The 15,456-nt window shown below is 35.5% G+C and carries 16 protein-coding genes; 14 read left to right on the top strand and 2 right to left on the bottom strand.

The genetic code is table 11. The features are described from left to right. The first annotated feature begins 24 nt into the window (after positions 1 to 24). From BCR23_RS09140 to BCR23_RS09130, 3 genes are all read left to right on the top strand, one after another. Positions 25 to 552, top strand: a complete 528-nt coding sequence (locus BCR23_RS09140; RefSeq protein WP_069635185.1) for an HdeD family acid-resistance protein — start codon at positions 25 to 27, stop codon at positions 550 to 552. 20 nt (positions 553 to 572) lie between these two features. Next, positions 573 to 974, top strand: a complete 402-nt coding sequence (locus BCR23_RS09135; protein ID WP_069635184.1) for a hypothetical protein — start codon at positions 573 to 575, stop codon at positions 972 to 974. 109 nt (positions 975 to 1,083) lie between these two features. Beyond that, positions 1,084 to 1,872, top strand: coding sequence for an HNH endonuclease (locus BCR23_RS09130; RefSeq protein WP_069635183.1), 789 nt, complete (start codon positions 1,084 to 1,086; stop codon positions 1,870 to 1,872). Between the two features lie 49 nt (positions 1,873 to 1,921). Here the strand turns inward: BCR23_RS09130 and BCR23_RS09125 are convergent, their stop codons facing one another. Continuing rightward, positions 1,922 to 2,119 (bottom strand): hypothetical protein, encoded by a 198-nt coding sequence (locus tag BCR23_RS09125; protein ID WP_069635182.1) that lies wholly within the window; start codon positions 2,117 to 2,119, stop codon positions 1,922 to 1,924. A gap of 165 nt (positions 2,120 to 2,284) precedes the next feature. Between BCR23_RS09125 and BCR23_RS09120 the strand changes: the two genes are divergently transcribed. The 3 genes from BCR23_RS09120 (at position 2,285) to dhaS (ending at position 6,142) form a co-directional block, all read left to right on the top strand. Then, positions 2,285 to 2,863 (top strand): TMEM175 family protein, encoded by a 579-nt coding sequence (locus BCR23_RS09120; RefSeq protein WP_069635181.1) that lies wholly within the window; start codon positions 2,285 to 2,287, stop codon positions 2,861 to 2,863. A 462-nt stretch (positions 2,864 to 3,325) separates the two neighbouring features. Continuing rightward, complete coding sequence (locus BCR23_RS09115; protein ID WP_069635180.1) at positions 3,326 to 5,431, top strand: coiled-coil domain-containing protein; 2,106 nt, start codon at positions 3,326 to 3,328, stop codon at positions 5,429 to 5,431. Between the two features lie 162 nt (positions 5,432 to 5,593). Next, on the top strand, positions 5,594 to 6,142 hold the full coding sequence (gene dhaS / locus BCR23_RS09110) for a dihydroxyacetone kinase transcriptional activator DhaS (RefSeq protein WP_069635179.1): 549 nt from the start codon (positions 5,594 to 5,596) through the stop codon (positions 6,140 to 6,142). 65 nt (positions 6,143 to 6,207) lie between these two features. Here dhaS and BCR23_RS09105 read toward each other — a convergent pair whose 3' ends face one another. Next, positions 6,208 to 7,200 (bottom strand): dihydroxyacetone kinase subunit DhaK, encoded by a 993-nt coding sequence (locus tag BCR23_RS09105; RefSeq protein WP_069635178.1) that lies wholly within the window; start codon positions 7,198 to 7,200, stop codon positions 6,208 to 6,210. Positions 7,201 to 7,414: 214 nt separating this feature from the next. Between BCR23_RS09105 and dhaK the strand changes: the two genes are divergently transcribed. From dhaK to BCR23_RS09065, 8 genes are all read left to right on the top strand, one after another. After that, a complete protein-coding gene (gene dhaK, locus BCR23_RS09100; RefSeq protein ID WP_069635177.1) occupies positions 7,415 to 8,398 on the top strand; it encodes a dihydroxyacetone kinase subunit DhaK in 984 nt (327 codons plus the stop codon). A 146-nt stretch (positions 8,399 to 8,544) separates the two neighbouring features. After that, positions 8,545 to 9,132: a dihydroxyacetone kinase subunit DhaL gene (gene dhaL / locus BCR23_RS09095; protein ID WP_069635176.1), complete on the top strand. Its 588-nt coding sequence runs from the start codon at positions 8,545 to 8,547 to the stop codon at positions 9,130 to 9,132. Further along, complete coding sequence (gene dhaM, locus BCR23_RS09090) at positions 9,125 to 9,493, top strand: dihydroxyacetone kinase phosphoryl donor subunit DhaM (RefSeq protein ID WP_069635175.1); 369 nt, start codon at positions 9,125 to 9,127, stop codon at positions 9,491 to 9,493. The genes dhaL and dhaM overlap by 8 nt, the downstream gene beginning before the upstream one ends. 23 nt (positions 9,494 to 9,516) lie before the next feature. Continuing rightward, positions 9,517 to 10,647 carry a glycerol dehydrogenase gene (locus BCR23_RS09085; protein ID WP_069635174.1) on the top strand — a complete coding sequence of 377 codons (1,131 nt, stop codon included), beginning with the start codon at positions 9,517 to 9,519 and terminating at the stop codon, positions 10,645 to 10,647. A 151-nt stretch (positions 10,648 to 10,798) separates the two neighbouring features. Continuing rightward, a complete protein-coding gene (mprF, locus tag BCR23_RS09080) occupies positions 10,799 to 13,390 on the top strand; it encodes a bifunctional lysylphosphatidylglycerol flippase/synthetase MprF (RefSeq protein ID WP_069635173.1) in 2,592 nt (863 codons plus the stop codon). A gap of 125 nt (positions 13,391 to 13,515) precedes the next feature. Continuing rightward, complete coding sequence (locus BCR23_RS09075; RefSeq protein WP_069635172.1) at positions 13,516 to 13,848, top strand: hypothetical protein; 333 nt, start codon at positions 13,516 to 13,518, stop codon at positions 13,846 to 13,848. A 141-nt stretch (positions 13,849 to 13,989) separates the two neighbouring features. After that, a complete protein-coding gene (gene rihC, locus BCR23_RS09070) occupies positions 13,990 to 14,913 on the top strand; it encodes a ribonucleoside hydrolase RihC (protein WP_069635171.1) in 924 nt (307 codons plus the stop codon). 69 nt (positions 14,914 to 14,982) lie between these two features. Further along, positions 14,983 to 15,264 carry a hypothetical protein gene (locus tag BCR23_RS09065; protein WP_069635170.1) on the top strand — a complete coding sequence of 94 codons (282 nt, stop codon included), beginning with the start codon at positions 14,983 to 14,985 and terminating at the stop codon, positions 15,262 to 15,264. The last annotated feature ends 192 nt before the right edge of the window (positions 15,265 to 15,456 follow it).

Below are 15,456 nucleotides of genomic sequence, written 5' to 3'. Positions count from 1 at the left end.
AATAAAAGGAAGAAGTGGAGTAGTATGAATGAAACAAAAAAAAATGGTGTAGATTGGGGCTCTTTAATTCTAGGAATACTCTTTGTTTTAACATCGTTAATATCTTTTCAAGATCCAACGGGAAATTTGATTGCAATTGTGATGGTGTTTGCTATATTTGCAATTTTTAAAGGGATTTTTGAAATTTTCGCTCGTAACAGAATGAAAGAATTAACAGGGTACAAAGCATATGCGCCAATTATATTAGGTGTGATCGATATTATTATCGGTGTGTATTTCTTATTTAATTTAAATATTGGTGTTGCAGCATTACCATTCATTTTTGCAATTTGGTTTATCTTAGATTCTATTTTTGGACTATTTGCATTAGATTTAGCCAAATCAGTCAGTACAGGTTATTTCTGGTTTACTTTAATTGTTGATGTATTAGGGATTATATTAGGGGGAATGTTATTGATGAATCCTTTATCTTCTGCACTAACATTAAGTTTTCTAGTTGGATTTTATTTTATGCTTTTTGGCATCACACATATCGTTTACGCATTCAGATAAGGCAAAGGGAGGAATAAGTTATGAAAAACTATGCAGAAAAAGAAGCAAAATTAGTAGAAAAAATTGGTAAAGAACTGGATAAGTTAGATGTTACTCTTGAAAAAATGGAAGATACTGACAGTAAAATAAAACACTTCTATGAACAAGAAAAAGCATTGCATGAAGTGAAATCAATTATCCGAAAAGAAAATAAAATCGAAAAAGAGGAACAAAAAGCACAAGATAAAGCAGTCGAAAATACTGAAAACTGGATTGATAATCAAGAATCATTGGTTGGTCAAATCAATAATGAAATCGATAAATTAGATACAACTTTAGATAAAATCGATGGTGATGAAAATAAAGTGAAAAGCTACTTGGAACAAAAAAAAGCTATTCACGAAATCAAAAAAATTATTAAAAAAACTGATGAGTTAGGTTAATTCAGAAGAGGTTGGGACAAAGGTACTTTTTACTTTTGCCTCATCCTCTTTTTTATCTGCTTTTCATTTCTAAAATGAGGTATAATGAAAAAAACGAAGGGATGACACTATGAACTATCATCGTTTTAAGTTGCCTAAGGCGTATTGTCCGAAATGTTCAAGAAAAGTAGAATTACTTTTTTCCGAAGAATCTCAAGAAGCACCACAATTTTATATTTGTTTTAAGTGTAAAACAGTCGGACAATTTGGTTTAGGTGAATTACCAGCAAATGATTATTCAGCATTTTCAGCTGAAAGAAAAAAAGAAATTCAAGAGGCTGTTGAAGAAATTCCTGATAAATATGTCTATAAAGCAAAAGGCAGTCAATTACGTTTAGAAGAAAAAAGTGATACATATACGAGACGTTGGTTAAGTCTTTATGAATATGAAAAAGCGTTTGGAGAAAAAATAGGTTTTGAGACAATTGATTTTAGAGCGGATAAACGCTTGTGCAAGTGGTGCAATCAAACGTTAGAAGGCAGACGAACATCTTTTTGCTCGGATCGCTGCAGCCGTAATTATGGTAAAGCAACTTTTTTCAAGCGAGGCATTTCAACGTTGCCTTATAGAATTGCCAGCAGAGATCAGTTTTATTGCCGAGTAACGGGAGCGGATTTGGCGATTACCAATCGATTTGGCGTTCGAATTCCTGCAAGTAATCATCAAGTAGAAATCCACCATTTAGTTTTTGTATCAGAAGGTGGAAGTGATCATGAAACCAATCTTTTAACCGTATCTAAACAAGTGCATAAAGATTATCATATGGGTATCACGTATGCTGTAGAGGCAATTGATAAAATCAAAAAGCAACAACTATTACTTTATCAAGATAAAATGTACACAACAGAAATAAAATAAACCCGATTCAGTTCCAAATAAGCGAACTGAATCGGGTTTTTATATATGTTTAATAATATCTACGACGATTTGAAGGCCCTGAAATCATGCGGACTAACCAGACAGCGATAGCCACTGGAATCATTATTTTAATCGCAAACCACAATAGGCTACCCACGAGTCCAAGTACAATACTTAAAATAATACTCCCAGCAAAAAATAACCCGATAACCATTAAAATATTCATTATCATTGATTGTTGTCTCATTTTTAAAACCTCCATTTTTCTCTTGTTCTCTATGGATAAAGTATAGCAAGAATCTTTATTCAAGTAATCCACCTTAGGGCTGATTTTCTCTACACCTTAGGGCGGGTCATATTCATTGCATTTGCTTTAAAAGAACGTAAAATAAAGAAAAGGGGGCGAAAAGATATGTCAAAATCTAGACTTGAAGCTTTTACCGATGCAGTGATTGCTATCGTTATGACCATTTTAGTCTTAGAACTACATCAACCAACAACAGATACATTAGCCGGTTTGGCAGGTATAGAACGAAAATTATTCATTTATGTCGTAAGTTTTGTGATGTTGGCGATTTATTGGAACAATCACCATCATATGTTTCAATTGGTTCGCAAAATCAATGGACGGGTTTTATGGGCGAACAACATTTTTATTTTCACTTTGACTCTAGTTCCATTTGCTACTGCTTGGGTGGGTGACTTTATTGATAGTTTAGTGCCTCAATTGACTTATGGCGTAATAATCCTTTTGGCTAATAGTGCCTATCTGATTCTAACAAAGGAGTTAATACGAGCAAACGGGAAAGAATCAGCATTGAGTGAATTATTTCAACGATATAATAAATCCTATGCAACGATTATTTTAAATATTTTAGGTTTGGTTCTGGGTGTATTGATTCATCCTTATTTTGTATTAATTGTAAATATCGGGATTTTGATCATGTGGATTATCCCAGATCGGCGAATTGAAAAACAATACAAAAAATGAGATAAGACAATTGTTGTGTTTTATCTCATCTTTTTTTTATTTTGGAAAAATCGCAAATATATATGTTAATGTGATAAAATGAACTTTTTAAATTAAATATTCTCAATTTTTTTGTATATTTAAGTATTTTATGAAAACAAAAACTGTTGTTTTTAAGGTAAAATTAAAAATGATTGTATAAAAACGAACGTAATAAACATAGAATTATAAAAATAGTCTAGGGTGAATTTTACTAGGAGTAGATTTTTAGCTGATTGATGCTACTTGGAACCAAATAAATTAAAACACAAAAGTCATAAAGGTAAGGAAGATATCCTATTCAATCTGATCAACATTAAGGATATGAATGTAAAGCTACTAGTCTTGGTGTCCAGAGGTAAATGTTTGTTCCAACCTCTACGATGATACAGGAGTTTTTTAGAATAAAGTGAGGTATAAGTAAAAAAGGGGCAGTTAATACATATGGAAAAGTTGAATCTTACAAAAGGTACTACAGAAAACAAAAAAGTTTTTTTTAGAAAAGAGATCGAAGCTAGCCGTTTAGGTGAAGAGCTCTATTCAGATGACGTGTTAAGCCAGTATTCAGTTTATTTATTAAGAAAATTTGAAGTGTCATCAGATTATGAGCAACCAGAGCAATTCGAAGCACTTGTAACTGATCTTCCAGAGCAATTTAATCATGAATTTGAAGACTGTGTGGCAAAAAATCTATACGTACGTGTAACGCAAAAAGCTGTTTACGTTACATTGCTTATTGCTTTAGCGCATCCGTTGAGTAAATTACAAATAAGTGATTTACGCACATGGATCAGTAGTTTAGAAGTTCCAGAATTACCATTGGAGCATCTGTCTAGTTTTTCAGAAGATGTACCACTTGAAATGGTAAAAGGCCTACAGGAAACCAATAGTGAGGTCTTGCTTTTAACGGAGATGATGAATCAGTTTAGCGAGAACTTGAATGATATTTATAAAGAAGTTCAAACTGTAAAAGACCAGCGAACGCCACCCGTAGTTAAAGTAGTACAAAGTAAAGTTGCTGCTAAAGAAGCATTAGAATCAGAAAATGCGAAACAATTAAAAGCAGCTAACGAGAAAATTGAACAATTAACGAACCAATTTTCAACGTTCAAAACTCATGTAGACAATAAACTGTCGAATATGCCCAAACCCAAGAAACCACCGAAATTTAAAATCGTTTTTGGTTCTGGGGATGAATCAGGGCCAACGGTGGAGAATCGTTTAGATGAAGCATTGCAGAAAATCGATGTTCTTGCTCAAAGATTGGAGCACTCAGATCAACAAGTAGCTGAGTTAAATAAGTCAATTGAAAAAAATAAACAAGAGAAAAGACCAAAATTAAACTTTTCTACAGCAAAAATGGCAAATAGTAAACAAAATCAGTTAGCAGATAAATTAGCAAAAACCACTGAAAAGGTTACTTCTATGGCGCAACAGCTGCAGCAAATCAATGATAAGTTAAATACTGCAGAAAAATCAAAGCCAGATGCTGAGACATTGGCGAGAATAGAGAAGGATTACGAGCAATTACAAGAAACAACATCGGAAACAGCTAACTTGAACCAAGTAATCGATCAGCTGACAGCGAAGCTACAAACAATTGAATCCGAACTAACGGTCAAAAAAGAAAAGAAAAAAATACCTGTAGTAAGACTGACTAAAAATGATTCAGGAAGAAAGTTAGCTGAGCAGCACCAAAAAGATCAAGATCAATTAAAATCAAATGCGACTGAAATTAAGAAATTGACGCAAACAGTTGGTAAAGTGGATGTTCAATTGATTAAAGCACATCAAAAAATCGCGGAGTTAGAACAAAAGATGCGGCAAGCAACACCCCTATCCAAAAAAGAACCAGAGGCAGTTCAGACAGAATTTGTGACAACCAGATCAAATAATAAAATGATAGGGCCGCCGATAGCACCGTCAACAGTGCCAAAAACAAATACAGAGGTATCAGCAAATAGAAACTTTCCCACAAAAGAAACATTTTTACAAGCTAATAGACCCGTGAAATCAGCAACACAATCGGATGAAGAAAGACCAACAGTTACTTTGGCAATTGAGGAAATGCTTGATCGAGTGTCAGAAAAGCATCCTCAGACAGAGTCTAGAAGTGAGTGGGCATTTGACGAAGGTTATAATAAAAATAATGTGAGTTTTCAAGATTCAGAAGGCTCTTCTCTTCGCCGATTGAAAAAATTAGAATGGGAAATCCATTCATTTTTCCAACAAACCCGCGGTTTAGGTCACAAAGGAATGATGCCGAAAGATGATTTTTACACCAATATCCGAAAAATCGAAGTTCTTCCATATTTATGGGCGTCTGTATATGAACGAGAAAAGAAAGATATTTTATTAGGCAATGAATTAAGTTGTAATCAGCTGGTCAATGATTTGAACGACTTCTTGGAAGAAGTAGCTGTACTTTCTAAGAAACGAAAAGTAATGGGGAAATGGATCTATTGTCCAAAAGAAGTTGAGCAAAAAATGGAAGGCTACAAGCGATTAAGTGAGTATCTAGAAGCATATCTTGCAAGGCAAATGGTGTAAAGTAAGAAAATAGAGAAGGCAATGTTTTTTGATATGATTTTTTCAAGATAAAGCTGGGGAGTAACTTCTCCAACTTTATCTTATTTTTATATAATCATTGATTTTCTAAATATCAATTACCTGTTACAATAAAAGCAATAAAAAAATTAAAGGTGCAGGCAAATGACAGGATCATTGATTACGAAAAAGAAAATTGCAAAGGTATTTAAAAAATTGGTTACAGATATTGGATTTGAAAAGGTGACAATTGCAAAAATCATGCAAGAAAGTCATATGCGCCGACAAACGTTTTATGATTATTTTCAGGATAAATATGAGTTGGTAGATTGGATCTTTCAACAAGAAGCAATTGAGAAAATTGAGGATAATCTTACATATGAAGGTTGGCAGGTTATTGTAGAGAATCTATTTGCATATTTTGAAGAAAACCAAATTTTTTACCGAAAGATCTTGCTTTTTGATGGACAAAACTCTTTTCAGGAATATTACACTCGGCATTTAAAAGTATTGATCAATCAAGTGCTTGTGGTTAAATATGAACCAGAAGATGGTATTAAAGAATCTGACCGTTTGTTTTTGGAAAATTTTTATGCAAGTGCCTTTGTTTCCTTGACAACAAAGTGGATTGTAGAGGGATGCAAGACGGAATCAAGATGCTTTGCTGAACAAATGAAGTTGGCATTTTTAATGGGATTTAAAGAAAAACAATAAACATCGGTGTACAGTTTAATTACACTGATGTTTATTGTTTTTTGAATTATTCTATTTAGTCGTTTTTATTTCCAGCCAAAGGCATCGGTTGGAATGTTTAAATAGTCCAACCATTTTTCATCTTGAATTGCCAATAAAGTCAATGAAAGCCCGTCTGTATTATATGCAGTTAAAAAATTCCCCATACGTTTGTAGCTAATCCCAATATCTTCAATATCCAATAATTGTTGTACGTCATTCATAAAAATACCAAGTTCCAATAGAGGGATTCCTCCTAAGCCATTTACCAATATTGCGGCTTTTTCTAGCTCATTTCTGTCATATTGCTGTTTTAACTTATTTACAAGTTCGATCGCAATTCGTTCAGAAGACTGCATTGTTTCAATACGATAGCCAGGCTCTCCGTGGATACCGATTCCAAAATACATTTCGTCTTCTGCCAGTTCGTATTGTTGAGGGATGACGCCAATAGGCGATGCAGGTGAGAAGGCAACACCTAATGTTTTGATCATTGGAATCAAATTTTCGCCTAATAGTTGGAGTTCATCTAACGTTTTCCCCTCCGAAGCAGCAGCTCCTAAGATTTTATGGACAAAAATAGTTCCCGCCACACCACGCCGTCTTTTTTTAAATGTGCCACTTTCAATAGAACAGTCATCATCTACGACTACATGAGAAATAAGCATGCCTTTTGCTTTTGCTAAGCGTTCCGCTTCCAGAAAGCGTGCTAAATCTTTTTCAAAGTTTTTAATAATTAGTAAAGTGCCGTGACCGTTGTATGTTTTTTCAATAGCTTGAAGAATTTCTGAACTCGCTGGAGGTTCAAAAATCGTCCCCATCACTGCACAATCTAGCATATTCTCACCGATATAGCCTACATGAGCCGGTTCATGACCACAGCCTCCTCCGCTGATTAAAACAACTTTATCATTAGGAATTATTTTTTTAGTAACGATCCCAGTTTGGGCGTGCCAGTTTAGTTTATCATTATATGTATAAGTGAGTCCGGCTAATAAGTGCTGGCGGATGTTTCCACTAGAATTAATCAATTGTTTCATGAGCTTTTGCTCCTTTTCAAGTAATATCTGCCTCTATTATACGCTGTCTTCTTTCTGAAAACTATAGATTGCAATAAAAGATCTAAATGAAAGCGGACACATAATCTTTTTTGTCCGTTGCATCTTTTTTCATATGAGCGTATTGTAAACGTATACAAAAGATAAAGACTGAAAGAATTCGTTTAGGTTCAATAGCAGAATAGGAGGAAATCATATGAAAAAAATCATCAATCAAGCGCAAAATGTAGTTCCAGAAATGGTACAGGGTTTTGTTCGTGCTCATCATGAGAAAATCCAGCAAGTGCCGGAGACCTTTGTTTTAAAGCAAAAAGAAATCGCAAAACAAGTTGCTTTAATCAGTGGAGGTGGAAGCGGTCATGAACCAGCCCATGCTGGATTTTTAGGATCTGGGATGTTACAGGCGGCTGTTTGTGGACAAGTTTTTACATCACCAACACCAGATCAAATCTTTGAAGGAATCAAGGCAGTTGATCAAGGACAAGGTGTTGTAATGGTTGTGAAGAACTATTCGGGAGATATCATGAACTTTGATATGGCAAAAGATTTGGCTGAAATGGAGGATATCAAAGTTGGCACAGTTGTTGTAGATGATGATATTGCAGTTGAAGATAGTACGTATACTCAAGGTAGGCGAGGTGTAGCTGGAACAATTTTAGTCCATAAAATTTTAGGAGCAGCAGCACGTAAAGGTGCAACGGTAGAAGAGTTAGTTGCATTAGGTGAAAAAGTTGTGAAAAATTTAAAAACAATTGGAGTGGCTTTAACTGGTGCAACTGTTCCAGAAGTTGGAAAAGCAGGTTTTGTTTTAGCAGATGATGAAATTGAATTTGGTGTAGGTATTCATGGAGAGCCTGGATATAAACGAGAAAAAATTAAACCATCTAAAGAGATGGCTGAAGAATTGGTTTCTAAATTGAAAGATGCATTTCAGTGGAGCAAAGGGGAACAGTTTGCTATTTTGATTAATGGATTGGGTGGAACACCATTGATGGAACAATATATTTTTTATAATGATGCGCTGAATTTATTGAATGAGGAAGATATAGAAGTTTCTTTTTCAAAAGTTGGAAATTACATGACTTCTTTAGAAATGGCCGGGCTTTCTGTGACGATGCTGAAAATAGAGGATGATTGGATAAAAGCGTTAAATGAAGAGGTTGACACAGTAGCTTGGTAAGAAAGCTTACTATAGAATTACCTAGAAAATTGTGAGTTTGTAATATCTAGCTTCACGAGCTTTCTTCTCGGGAAAAAAGCATCATAATCAATTTTCCAGTCGAAGGAAGACGAACTCGTTCAGCTTTCAAATTAGGAGGAATTTCAATGTTTACTGTAGACAATTTAAAGCAGACATTAAACTTGTTCAAAGAAAAAATCGATAAGAATAAAGACTATTTAAGTGAGCTAGACACACCGATTGGTGATGGCGATCATGGAAATAATATGTCTCGTGGCATGGAGGCTGTGAGTGAAAGCTTACAAAGTAAAAATCCAGAAACGATACAAGATGTTTTTAAGCTAACTGCAATGGCATTGATCAGTAAAGTCGGTGGAGCTTCTGGTCCCCTTTATGGAACAGCCATGATGGAGATGGCTAAAGCTTCGGCGACAACGTCAGATGCACTACCTATCTTGGAAGCTGGATTAGCTGGTATTGAAAAACGAGGGAATAGCCAACCTGGTGAAAAAACGATGTTGGATGAATGGGCACCAGCAATTGAAGCAATTAAAACAGGTGGTTTAACAGAAGATGTTTTGGAATCAGCTGTGGAAGCAACAAAAGATATCGTTGCAACGAAAGGACGTGCCTCTTATGTCGGTGAACGCTCCATTGGTCATATTGATCCAGGGGCGATGTCTAGCAGGTATTTCTTTCAATCATTGATGGAAGCTGGTGTATTTGATGAGTAATGGAGTAGTGATCGTATCACATGTTAAAGAAATCGGTGAAGGTGTTGACCGCCTGATCAAGGAAGTAGCAAAAGATGTTCCAATAACTGTTGCCGCAGGATTGGAACAAGGAGAAGTTGGAACGTCATTTGAAAAAATCATAGATGCATTTGAAAAAAATCCAGCCCAGACATTACTAGCGTTTTATGATTTAGGCAGTGCCAAGATGAATTTAGAAATGGCCATTGATATGACGGAGAAAGAAGTGTTGTTATTTGATACAGCTCTAGTAGAAAGTGCATATACAGCTGCAGCTTTACTGCAAGTAGATACACCAATTGAAACCATAAAGGAACAATTGGTTCCTTTAAAAATAAAATAAGAAAAGAATAGGAGTTTGTAAACATGAGAAAAGCATTTATCAGTCCAACGAAGTATGTTCAAGGTGAAGATGAGTTATTGAATCTAGGTTATTTTGTCACAACATTTGGTAAAAAAGCATTATTGATTGCACATGCAGATGATGTTAATCGAGTAAAAGATAAGCTAGATAAAACCGCTGAAACGTTTGATATTTCTTTTGTAGAAAGTAATTTCCACGGAGAAGCGTCACGAGTAGAAGTTGCGCGTCTGCAAAAAGTGGCTGAGGAAAACAATTGTGATTGTGTAATTGGTCTTGGTGGAGGTAAAGCGATTGACACAGCCAAATGTGTAGCTGAAGGTCATAACTTAATCATTGTGCCAACAATCGTTGCAACAGATGCGCCGACTAGCCATTCAGCTGTACTTTATACAGAAGATGGTCAATTCGATGATTATGCTTACTTTGTTCAAAGTCCAAGTGTGGTTCTAATTGATACGGTCGTTATTGCTAACGCTCCTACACGTTTCTTAGTTTCTGGTATGGGTGATGCATTATCAACGTACTTTGAAGCAAGAGCAACACATAATTCTTATTCTAATGTAAACGCTGGTTTACCTTGTGGAGCACGTGAAGGTGTCTGTCCACCAGCTAAAGGAACGAATACAGCTTTGGCATTGGCCAAGTTATGTTACGAAACAATTTTAGAAGACGGTTTAAAAGCGAAAGAGGCCTCTGATAATAATGTTGTAACACCTGCGCTAGAAAATATTATTGAGGCAAACATCTTACTTTCAGGTTTAGGTTTTGAAAGTGCTGGACTGGCTGCAATTCATGCGATCCATGATGGTTTGACGGTTTTACATGATGCTCACGGAGCAACCCATGGTGAAAAAGTGGCGTTTAGCACAATTTGTCAGTTGGTTTTAGAAAATGCACCAAAGGCGGAATTATATGAAGTCCTTGATTTTGCTTTGTCCATTGGATTGCCTGTTTGTTTAGCAGATTTGGGTGTGAAAGAAATTTCAGATGCAGAGTTAACAGAAGTGGCAGAAAAATCGTGTATTCCAGAAGAATCAATTCATTCAATGCCATTCCCAATCACAGTCGATCAGGTGAAAGCTGCGATCATCGTAGCAGATAAAATGGGTCAAGAATATAAGAATCATAAATAGTTAGATGAAAGTAGTTGTTAAGCTCTGATAGTTGAGTTTAACAACTATTTTTTTGTAGAAAAAAAGCAAATAGAAGAACCTAAGTGGAAAAATAATCCGTTATACGCTAACATATAAAAGAAAACTTGATTACAAGAGAGGTGGTGAATGGATGAAACTTAAGCTCAATCAACTATTTCATTGGTTGAAAGCACATAGCTTATTGTTAAAACTAATTTTTCTTGGTTCAGTCTTGATATTTGTAGCGAACCAAGTGACGCATATCGTTCAGGGAATGACTTGGCAAGATGTCTTCCACACAATGGGGCAACAAAGTCGTTTTCGTATCATAGGAATGGTACTAGTTGGTTTAGTTGGTGTATTGCCGATGCTTTTATATGATTTAGTGGTAGTCAAAGTATTGGAAGAGCAGGGAAAGCCGAAAATGAGTCGTTGGGAATGGTTTGTCTGTGCATGGGTCACAAATACGATCAATAATCTCGCAGGCTTTGGTGGCGTTGTAGGGGCAACCTTGCGAGCTAATTTTTATGGAAAAGATGTTTCTCGAAAAAAAGTTGTAGCAACGGTTTCTAAAGTGGCGTTATTCATGATTTCTGGTCTCTCTATTCTAGCATTTTTAGCCTTTATAGATATTTTTTTTATTCGTCCAAATAGTTTGTTCACAGAGTATTGGGTATGGCTACTTGCAGGAAGTCTGATTGCGCCAGCGTTATTGTTGTTTACTCAATTTAAGAAGTATACTTTATTTAAAGATTTTTTCCCGAAAGGTATTTTTTTATTGTTTGGAGCATCTTTAGGCCAATGGTTAGGTGCAATGTTTGTCTTTTTAAGTGTAGGTGCTTTGATGCAAGTCGATGTGTCTTTGCTTTCGGTGTATCCTATGTTTGTAATCGCAACGTTGATTGGGATGTTGACAATGGTACCTGGCGGCATGGGGACGTTTGATGTGTTGATGATTCTGAGCTTGTCACAGCTAGGTGTGAGCCAATCAACAGCAGTTGTCTGGCTGATTTATTATCGACTATTTTATTATGTATTGCCTTTTATTACTGGAATTATTTTATTTATCCATCAAACAGGTGTTAAAATCAATCGATTTTTAGATGATCTGCCACGAATTTTTTCACAAAAAATGGCTCATTTAATTTTAGTTGCAGCCCTTTATTTTGCTGGAATAATGATGGTTTTATTATCCACGATCACGAATTTATCAAATGTTAGTCAGTTGTTTAAATTTTTAACGCCATTTTCTTTTGATTTTTTAGATCAAACATTTAATATGCTGATTGGTTTTTTACTTTTGGGTCTGGCTAGAGGAATTTCTATGAAAGTAAAGAAAGCTTATTGGCCAACGATTGGTTTATTGATTTTTGGAATTATTAATACGATTTCAAGAACGGCATCTTGGCAGCTGATACTTGTTTATCTAGTGATTCTTTCAGCTGTTTTCTTGGCTAGAAAAGAGTTCTACCGAGAAAAATTTGTTTATTCTTGGGGAGCGCTAGCCGTTGACAGTATTTTGTTCAGTTTCTTATTTATTATTTATGCGGTTGCTGGTTATTACAGCTCACATCCAGATAAAAACGGTCCGCTGCCCCATATGTTTTTACTATTTCCTTCAGACGATGTCTGGTTTTCTGGTTTAGTTGGACTAGGTATCTCAATGATTGGTCTAATCACGCTATATCAATACTTGGCTGATACGGATAAGAGATTGGGTGAATCTTTTCAAGAAGCTCGTTTAACGGCATTGATCAATAAATATGGAGGAACAGAAGGCAGTCAGTTATTGTATTTAAAAAATTATACTTATTATTATTATCAGGAAAATGGGCAAGATGAAGTGTTATTTGGTTATCAAATTAAAGCGAATAAATGTTTTGTTTTAGGCGATCCGGTCGGTCATAAAGCAAAATGGATGCAAGCGACATTAGCTTTTATGAACGCTGCTGACTTGCTTGGTTATCAAGTAGCTTTTTATCGGACCAGTGAAAGCTATGCAATGATTTTACATGATTTAGGCTATAATTTCATGAAGGTTGGAGAAGAAGGAATTGTTGACTTTTCCATGGTGGATTCAGCGCCAATTTCTTTAGCAACAAATAGCATGGAATTGCAACATTTAACTAATCTAGGTTATACATTTACGATGTATCATGAACCTGTTTCTGAAGAGCTGTTTCAAGAGCTATTACGCGTGTCAGATGAATGGTTAGGGAGTCAACGGGAACGAAATTTTGTTGGCGGCCAATTTGATCGAGACTACTTGTCTTTAAGTGATATGGGTATAATGAGGAATAAAGGTCATGAAGTGATTGGTTTTATCATCGCTAAGACTATTATTCAAAATGACGAAATTTCCTATGATTTATTGCGTTATTCTGAAAAAGCGCCAGAGCATAGTACGGATTTTTTATTGACGCATTTTATTGCTGAGTATCAAAATCGAGGATATCGCTCTGTCGATCTAGGTACAGCACCATTATCCAATGTTGGTGAAACAAAGTATTCATTTTTAAATGAGCGTTTGATCAATGTTTTTTATAAATATGGTGATCAATTATATGGTTTCAAGGATACTAGAAAAGAAAAAGAGCGCTATGTAACAACATGGGAACCTAGATACTTTGCTTACACTAAGCAGAGTAATGTATGGTTTGCATTTATCCAGTTAGTTTTGTTGATAGAACGCGGGAAAAGAAAGAGTATTTCTTTGGTAGAAGAGGCAATGATTCTATCATAAAATAGAAGGTGAGAAGAAACCAGAAAATGGTTTGTTTCTCGCCTTTTATTTAATTTAAAGTATCACTAGCAAAAAAATAGGAATAGCGTATAATAATTAAAAAAGGATATTGGAGGTTTTTTGGGATGGCTATTGAACAAGTTACAGTAAGAACAAAAGCTGAACTGGCAGTTGAGTTAGACAAGAAGACTGATGAAATTATTGTTGAAGGTGATTTTAGTCAAAGCATCGCAGAAATCAAAAAAGGCCAATTAAACGATACGGATACGATGGGCTTTACTGTTGGTAGCGGTGGTGCGGGTGTTCTAATAGAATATGGGATCAACAAGTTGATGGATGTTTTTGATCCCACTAGCAAAGAAGATAAAAAACTTCATAAGCAAATCGAACGTTTATATACAATCAAACGTTTGAGTAAAGAGTCATTTTTGCTTCACTTAAAACAATTAGATTATTAAAAATAGAAGAGGACAGGAGAACAGTCACTTTTTCTGTTTCCTGTTTTTTTATATAAAAAAAGGGGAGGCTTTAGTGAAGTAAAAATCAGCGTGTGAGAATGGGTGTTTGCTAACTAAAGTCTAAAGGAAGGAAAACATAAAGTGAAAAAACTAAGAAAAATCATCATCGATACAGATCCTGGAATCGATGACGCAGTTGCAATTGCTGCTGCATTATTTGATGAAAGGTTGGACATCAAGTTATTTACCACTGTTGCAGGCAATGTCAGTGTGGATAAAGTGACAAAAAACCTGCTTAAACTATTGGCTTTTTGGAACAAAGATGTTCCTGTGGCGATCGGCTCTGATCGACCGCTTCTTCGTGAAGCAATCAATGCAAGTGATATTCACGGAAGTACGGGTATGGATGGGTATGAATTTCCAGAATCTAAGTATGAATTATTAACAAAAAATCATGCAGTGATCGAGATGTATAAAGTGTTGATGGATTCTAAAGAAAAAACGACGATTGTTGGGATCGGTCCATTGACGAATATTGCGCTTTTACTTAGAATTTATCCCGAATGTGTAGAGAGAATCGAAGAACTTGTAATCATGGGCGGTTCTTTAGGACGGGGAAATCAAGGCGCATTGTCGGAGTTCAATATTGCAGCTGATCCAGAAGCAGCGAAGATCGTTTTTGAAAGTAGAGTACCCTTAACGATGGTTGGATTAGACGTTGGAGAGAAAGCATTAGTTTTATCAAAAGAGCGCGAAGAAATTCAGAAAATGAATAGAACGGGTAATATGATTGATCATTTATTCAAAAAGTATCGTGGGGGCAGTTTGGATAAAGGATTGAAGATGTATGATGGGTGTGCGATTGCCTACTTATTAGCACCTGAGATGTTTGAGGTAAAAGAGACTTATGTTGCTGTGGAAACGCAAGGTACGTTGACTGCTGGAGCCACACTGGTTGATTTAGATGGGTATTTGGGTAAAGTGGCAAATAGCCGAGTGTGTGTTGATATTGATGAACAGTTGTTTAGACAGTGGTTTTTAGAAGCTATTGAGAAGTGTAGTTAATTATATTAGGGGTGGAGCAAATCTGTACTTGGTTTGTTCTACGCCTGTTTTTGCCAATGTAGGAAAATGATGACTGAAAACGATTTGAAAAATGCTCTGAAAATAGATAATGCCAACTTAGTTAGGAATACGATAAAAGCTGATCCGTCAAAAAATGGCATCCCAGTCCCATTTCAAAGTGGTTATTCTGAGTATGAAGCAAAAAAAGCATCTCAAAGTAGTATTGAAATTGTTCTGTTTTATGTATTGGGTATCCTTTTTTCTATCGGGGCTTATTTTTGGTTGATTGATTCTTCTTTTTTGAATGAAGAATGGCAGAATGATGGGACAAACATCCATGGTGCTTCCTAGCATCAAACAGCATGAAAATAAATTGTTTTTATAATTGAAATAGCCTTTTCTGTACTTTTTAAGAAGGAAATCTGAAATGGAAGATTTCCTTCAGTCTTGTTGTGCTGGGGTGGATATCCATAAAAAATAATTCTTGTTGCATCCTTCTTTTTGTTGAAGGATGCAGCAAGATTATTCTCTACACTTGTGTAA

The organism is Enterococcus quebecensis, assembly GCF_001730365.1.
Lineage (GTDB): Bacteria > Bacillota > Bacilli > Lactobacillales > Enterococcaceae > Enterococcus_L > Enterococcus_L quebecensis.
The sequence above is the reverse complement of the archived record's forward strand: the minus strand, read 5'-3'. Positions and strand labels throughout refer to the sequence as shown.

Bases quoted from the DNA above. Each gene is read 5' to 3' on its own strand.
- BCR23_RS09140 (WP_069635185.1), top strand. From the start codon at position 25: ATGAATGAAACAAAAAAAAATGGTGTAGATTGGGGCTCTTTAATTCTA.
- BCR23_RS09135 (WP_069635184.1), top strand. From the start codon at position 573: ATGAAAAACTATGCAGAAAAAGAAGCAAAATTAGTAGAAAAAATTGGT.
- BCR23_RS09130 (WP_069635183.1), top strand. From the start codon at position 1,084: ATGAACTATCATCGTTTTAAGTTGCCTAAGGCGTATTGTCCGAAATGT.
- BCR23_RS09125 (WP_069635182.1), bottom strand. From the start codon at position 2,119: ATGAGACAACAATCAATGATAATGAATATTTTAATGGTTATCGGGTTA.
- BCR23_RS09120 (WP_069635181.1), top strand. From the start codon at position 2,285: ATGTCAAAATCTAGACTTGAAGCTTTTACCGATGCAGTGATTGCTATC.
- BCR23_RS09115 (WP_069635180.1), top strand. From the start codon at position 3,326: ATGGAAAAGTTGAATCTTACAAAAGGTACTACAGAAAACAAAAAAGTT.
- dhaS (WP_069635179.1), top strand. From the start codon at position 5,594: ATGACAGGATCATTGATTACGAAAAAGAAAATTGCAAAGGTATTTAAA.
- BCR23_RS09105 (WP_069635178.1), bottom strand. From the start codon at position 7,200: ATGAAACAATTGATTAATTCTAGTGGAAACATCCGCCAGCACTTATTA.
- dhaK (WP_069635177.1), top strand. From the start codon at position 7,415: ATGAAAAAAATCATCAATCAAGCGCAAAATGTAGTTCCAGAAATGGTA.
- dhaL (WP_069635176.1), top strand. From the start codon at position 8,545: ATGTTTACTGTAGACAATTTAAAGCAGACATTAAACTTGTTCAAAGAA.
- dhaM (WP_069635175.1), top strand. From the start codon at position 9,125: ATGAGTAATGGAGTAGTGATCGTATCACATGTTAAAGAAATCGGTGAA.
- BCR23_RS09085 (WP_069635174.1), top strand. From the start codon at position 9,517: ATGAGAAAAGCATTTATCAGTCCAACGAAGTATGTTCAAGGTGAAGAT.
- mprF (WP_069635173.1), top strand. From the start codon at position 10,799: ATGAAACTTAAGCTCAATCAACTATTTCATTGGTTGAAAGCACATAGC.
- BCR23_RS09075 (WP_069635172.1), top strand. From the start codon at position 13,516: ATGGCTATTGAACAAGTTACAGTAAGAACAAAAGCTGAACTGGCAGTT.
- BCR23_RS09065 (WP_069635170.1), top strand. From the start codon at position 14,983: ATGACTGAAAACGATTTGAAAAATGCTCTGAAAATAGATAATGCCAAC.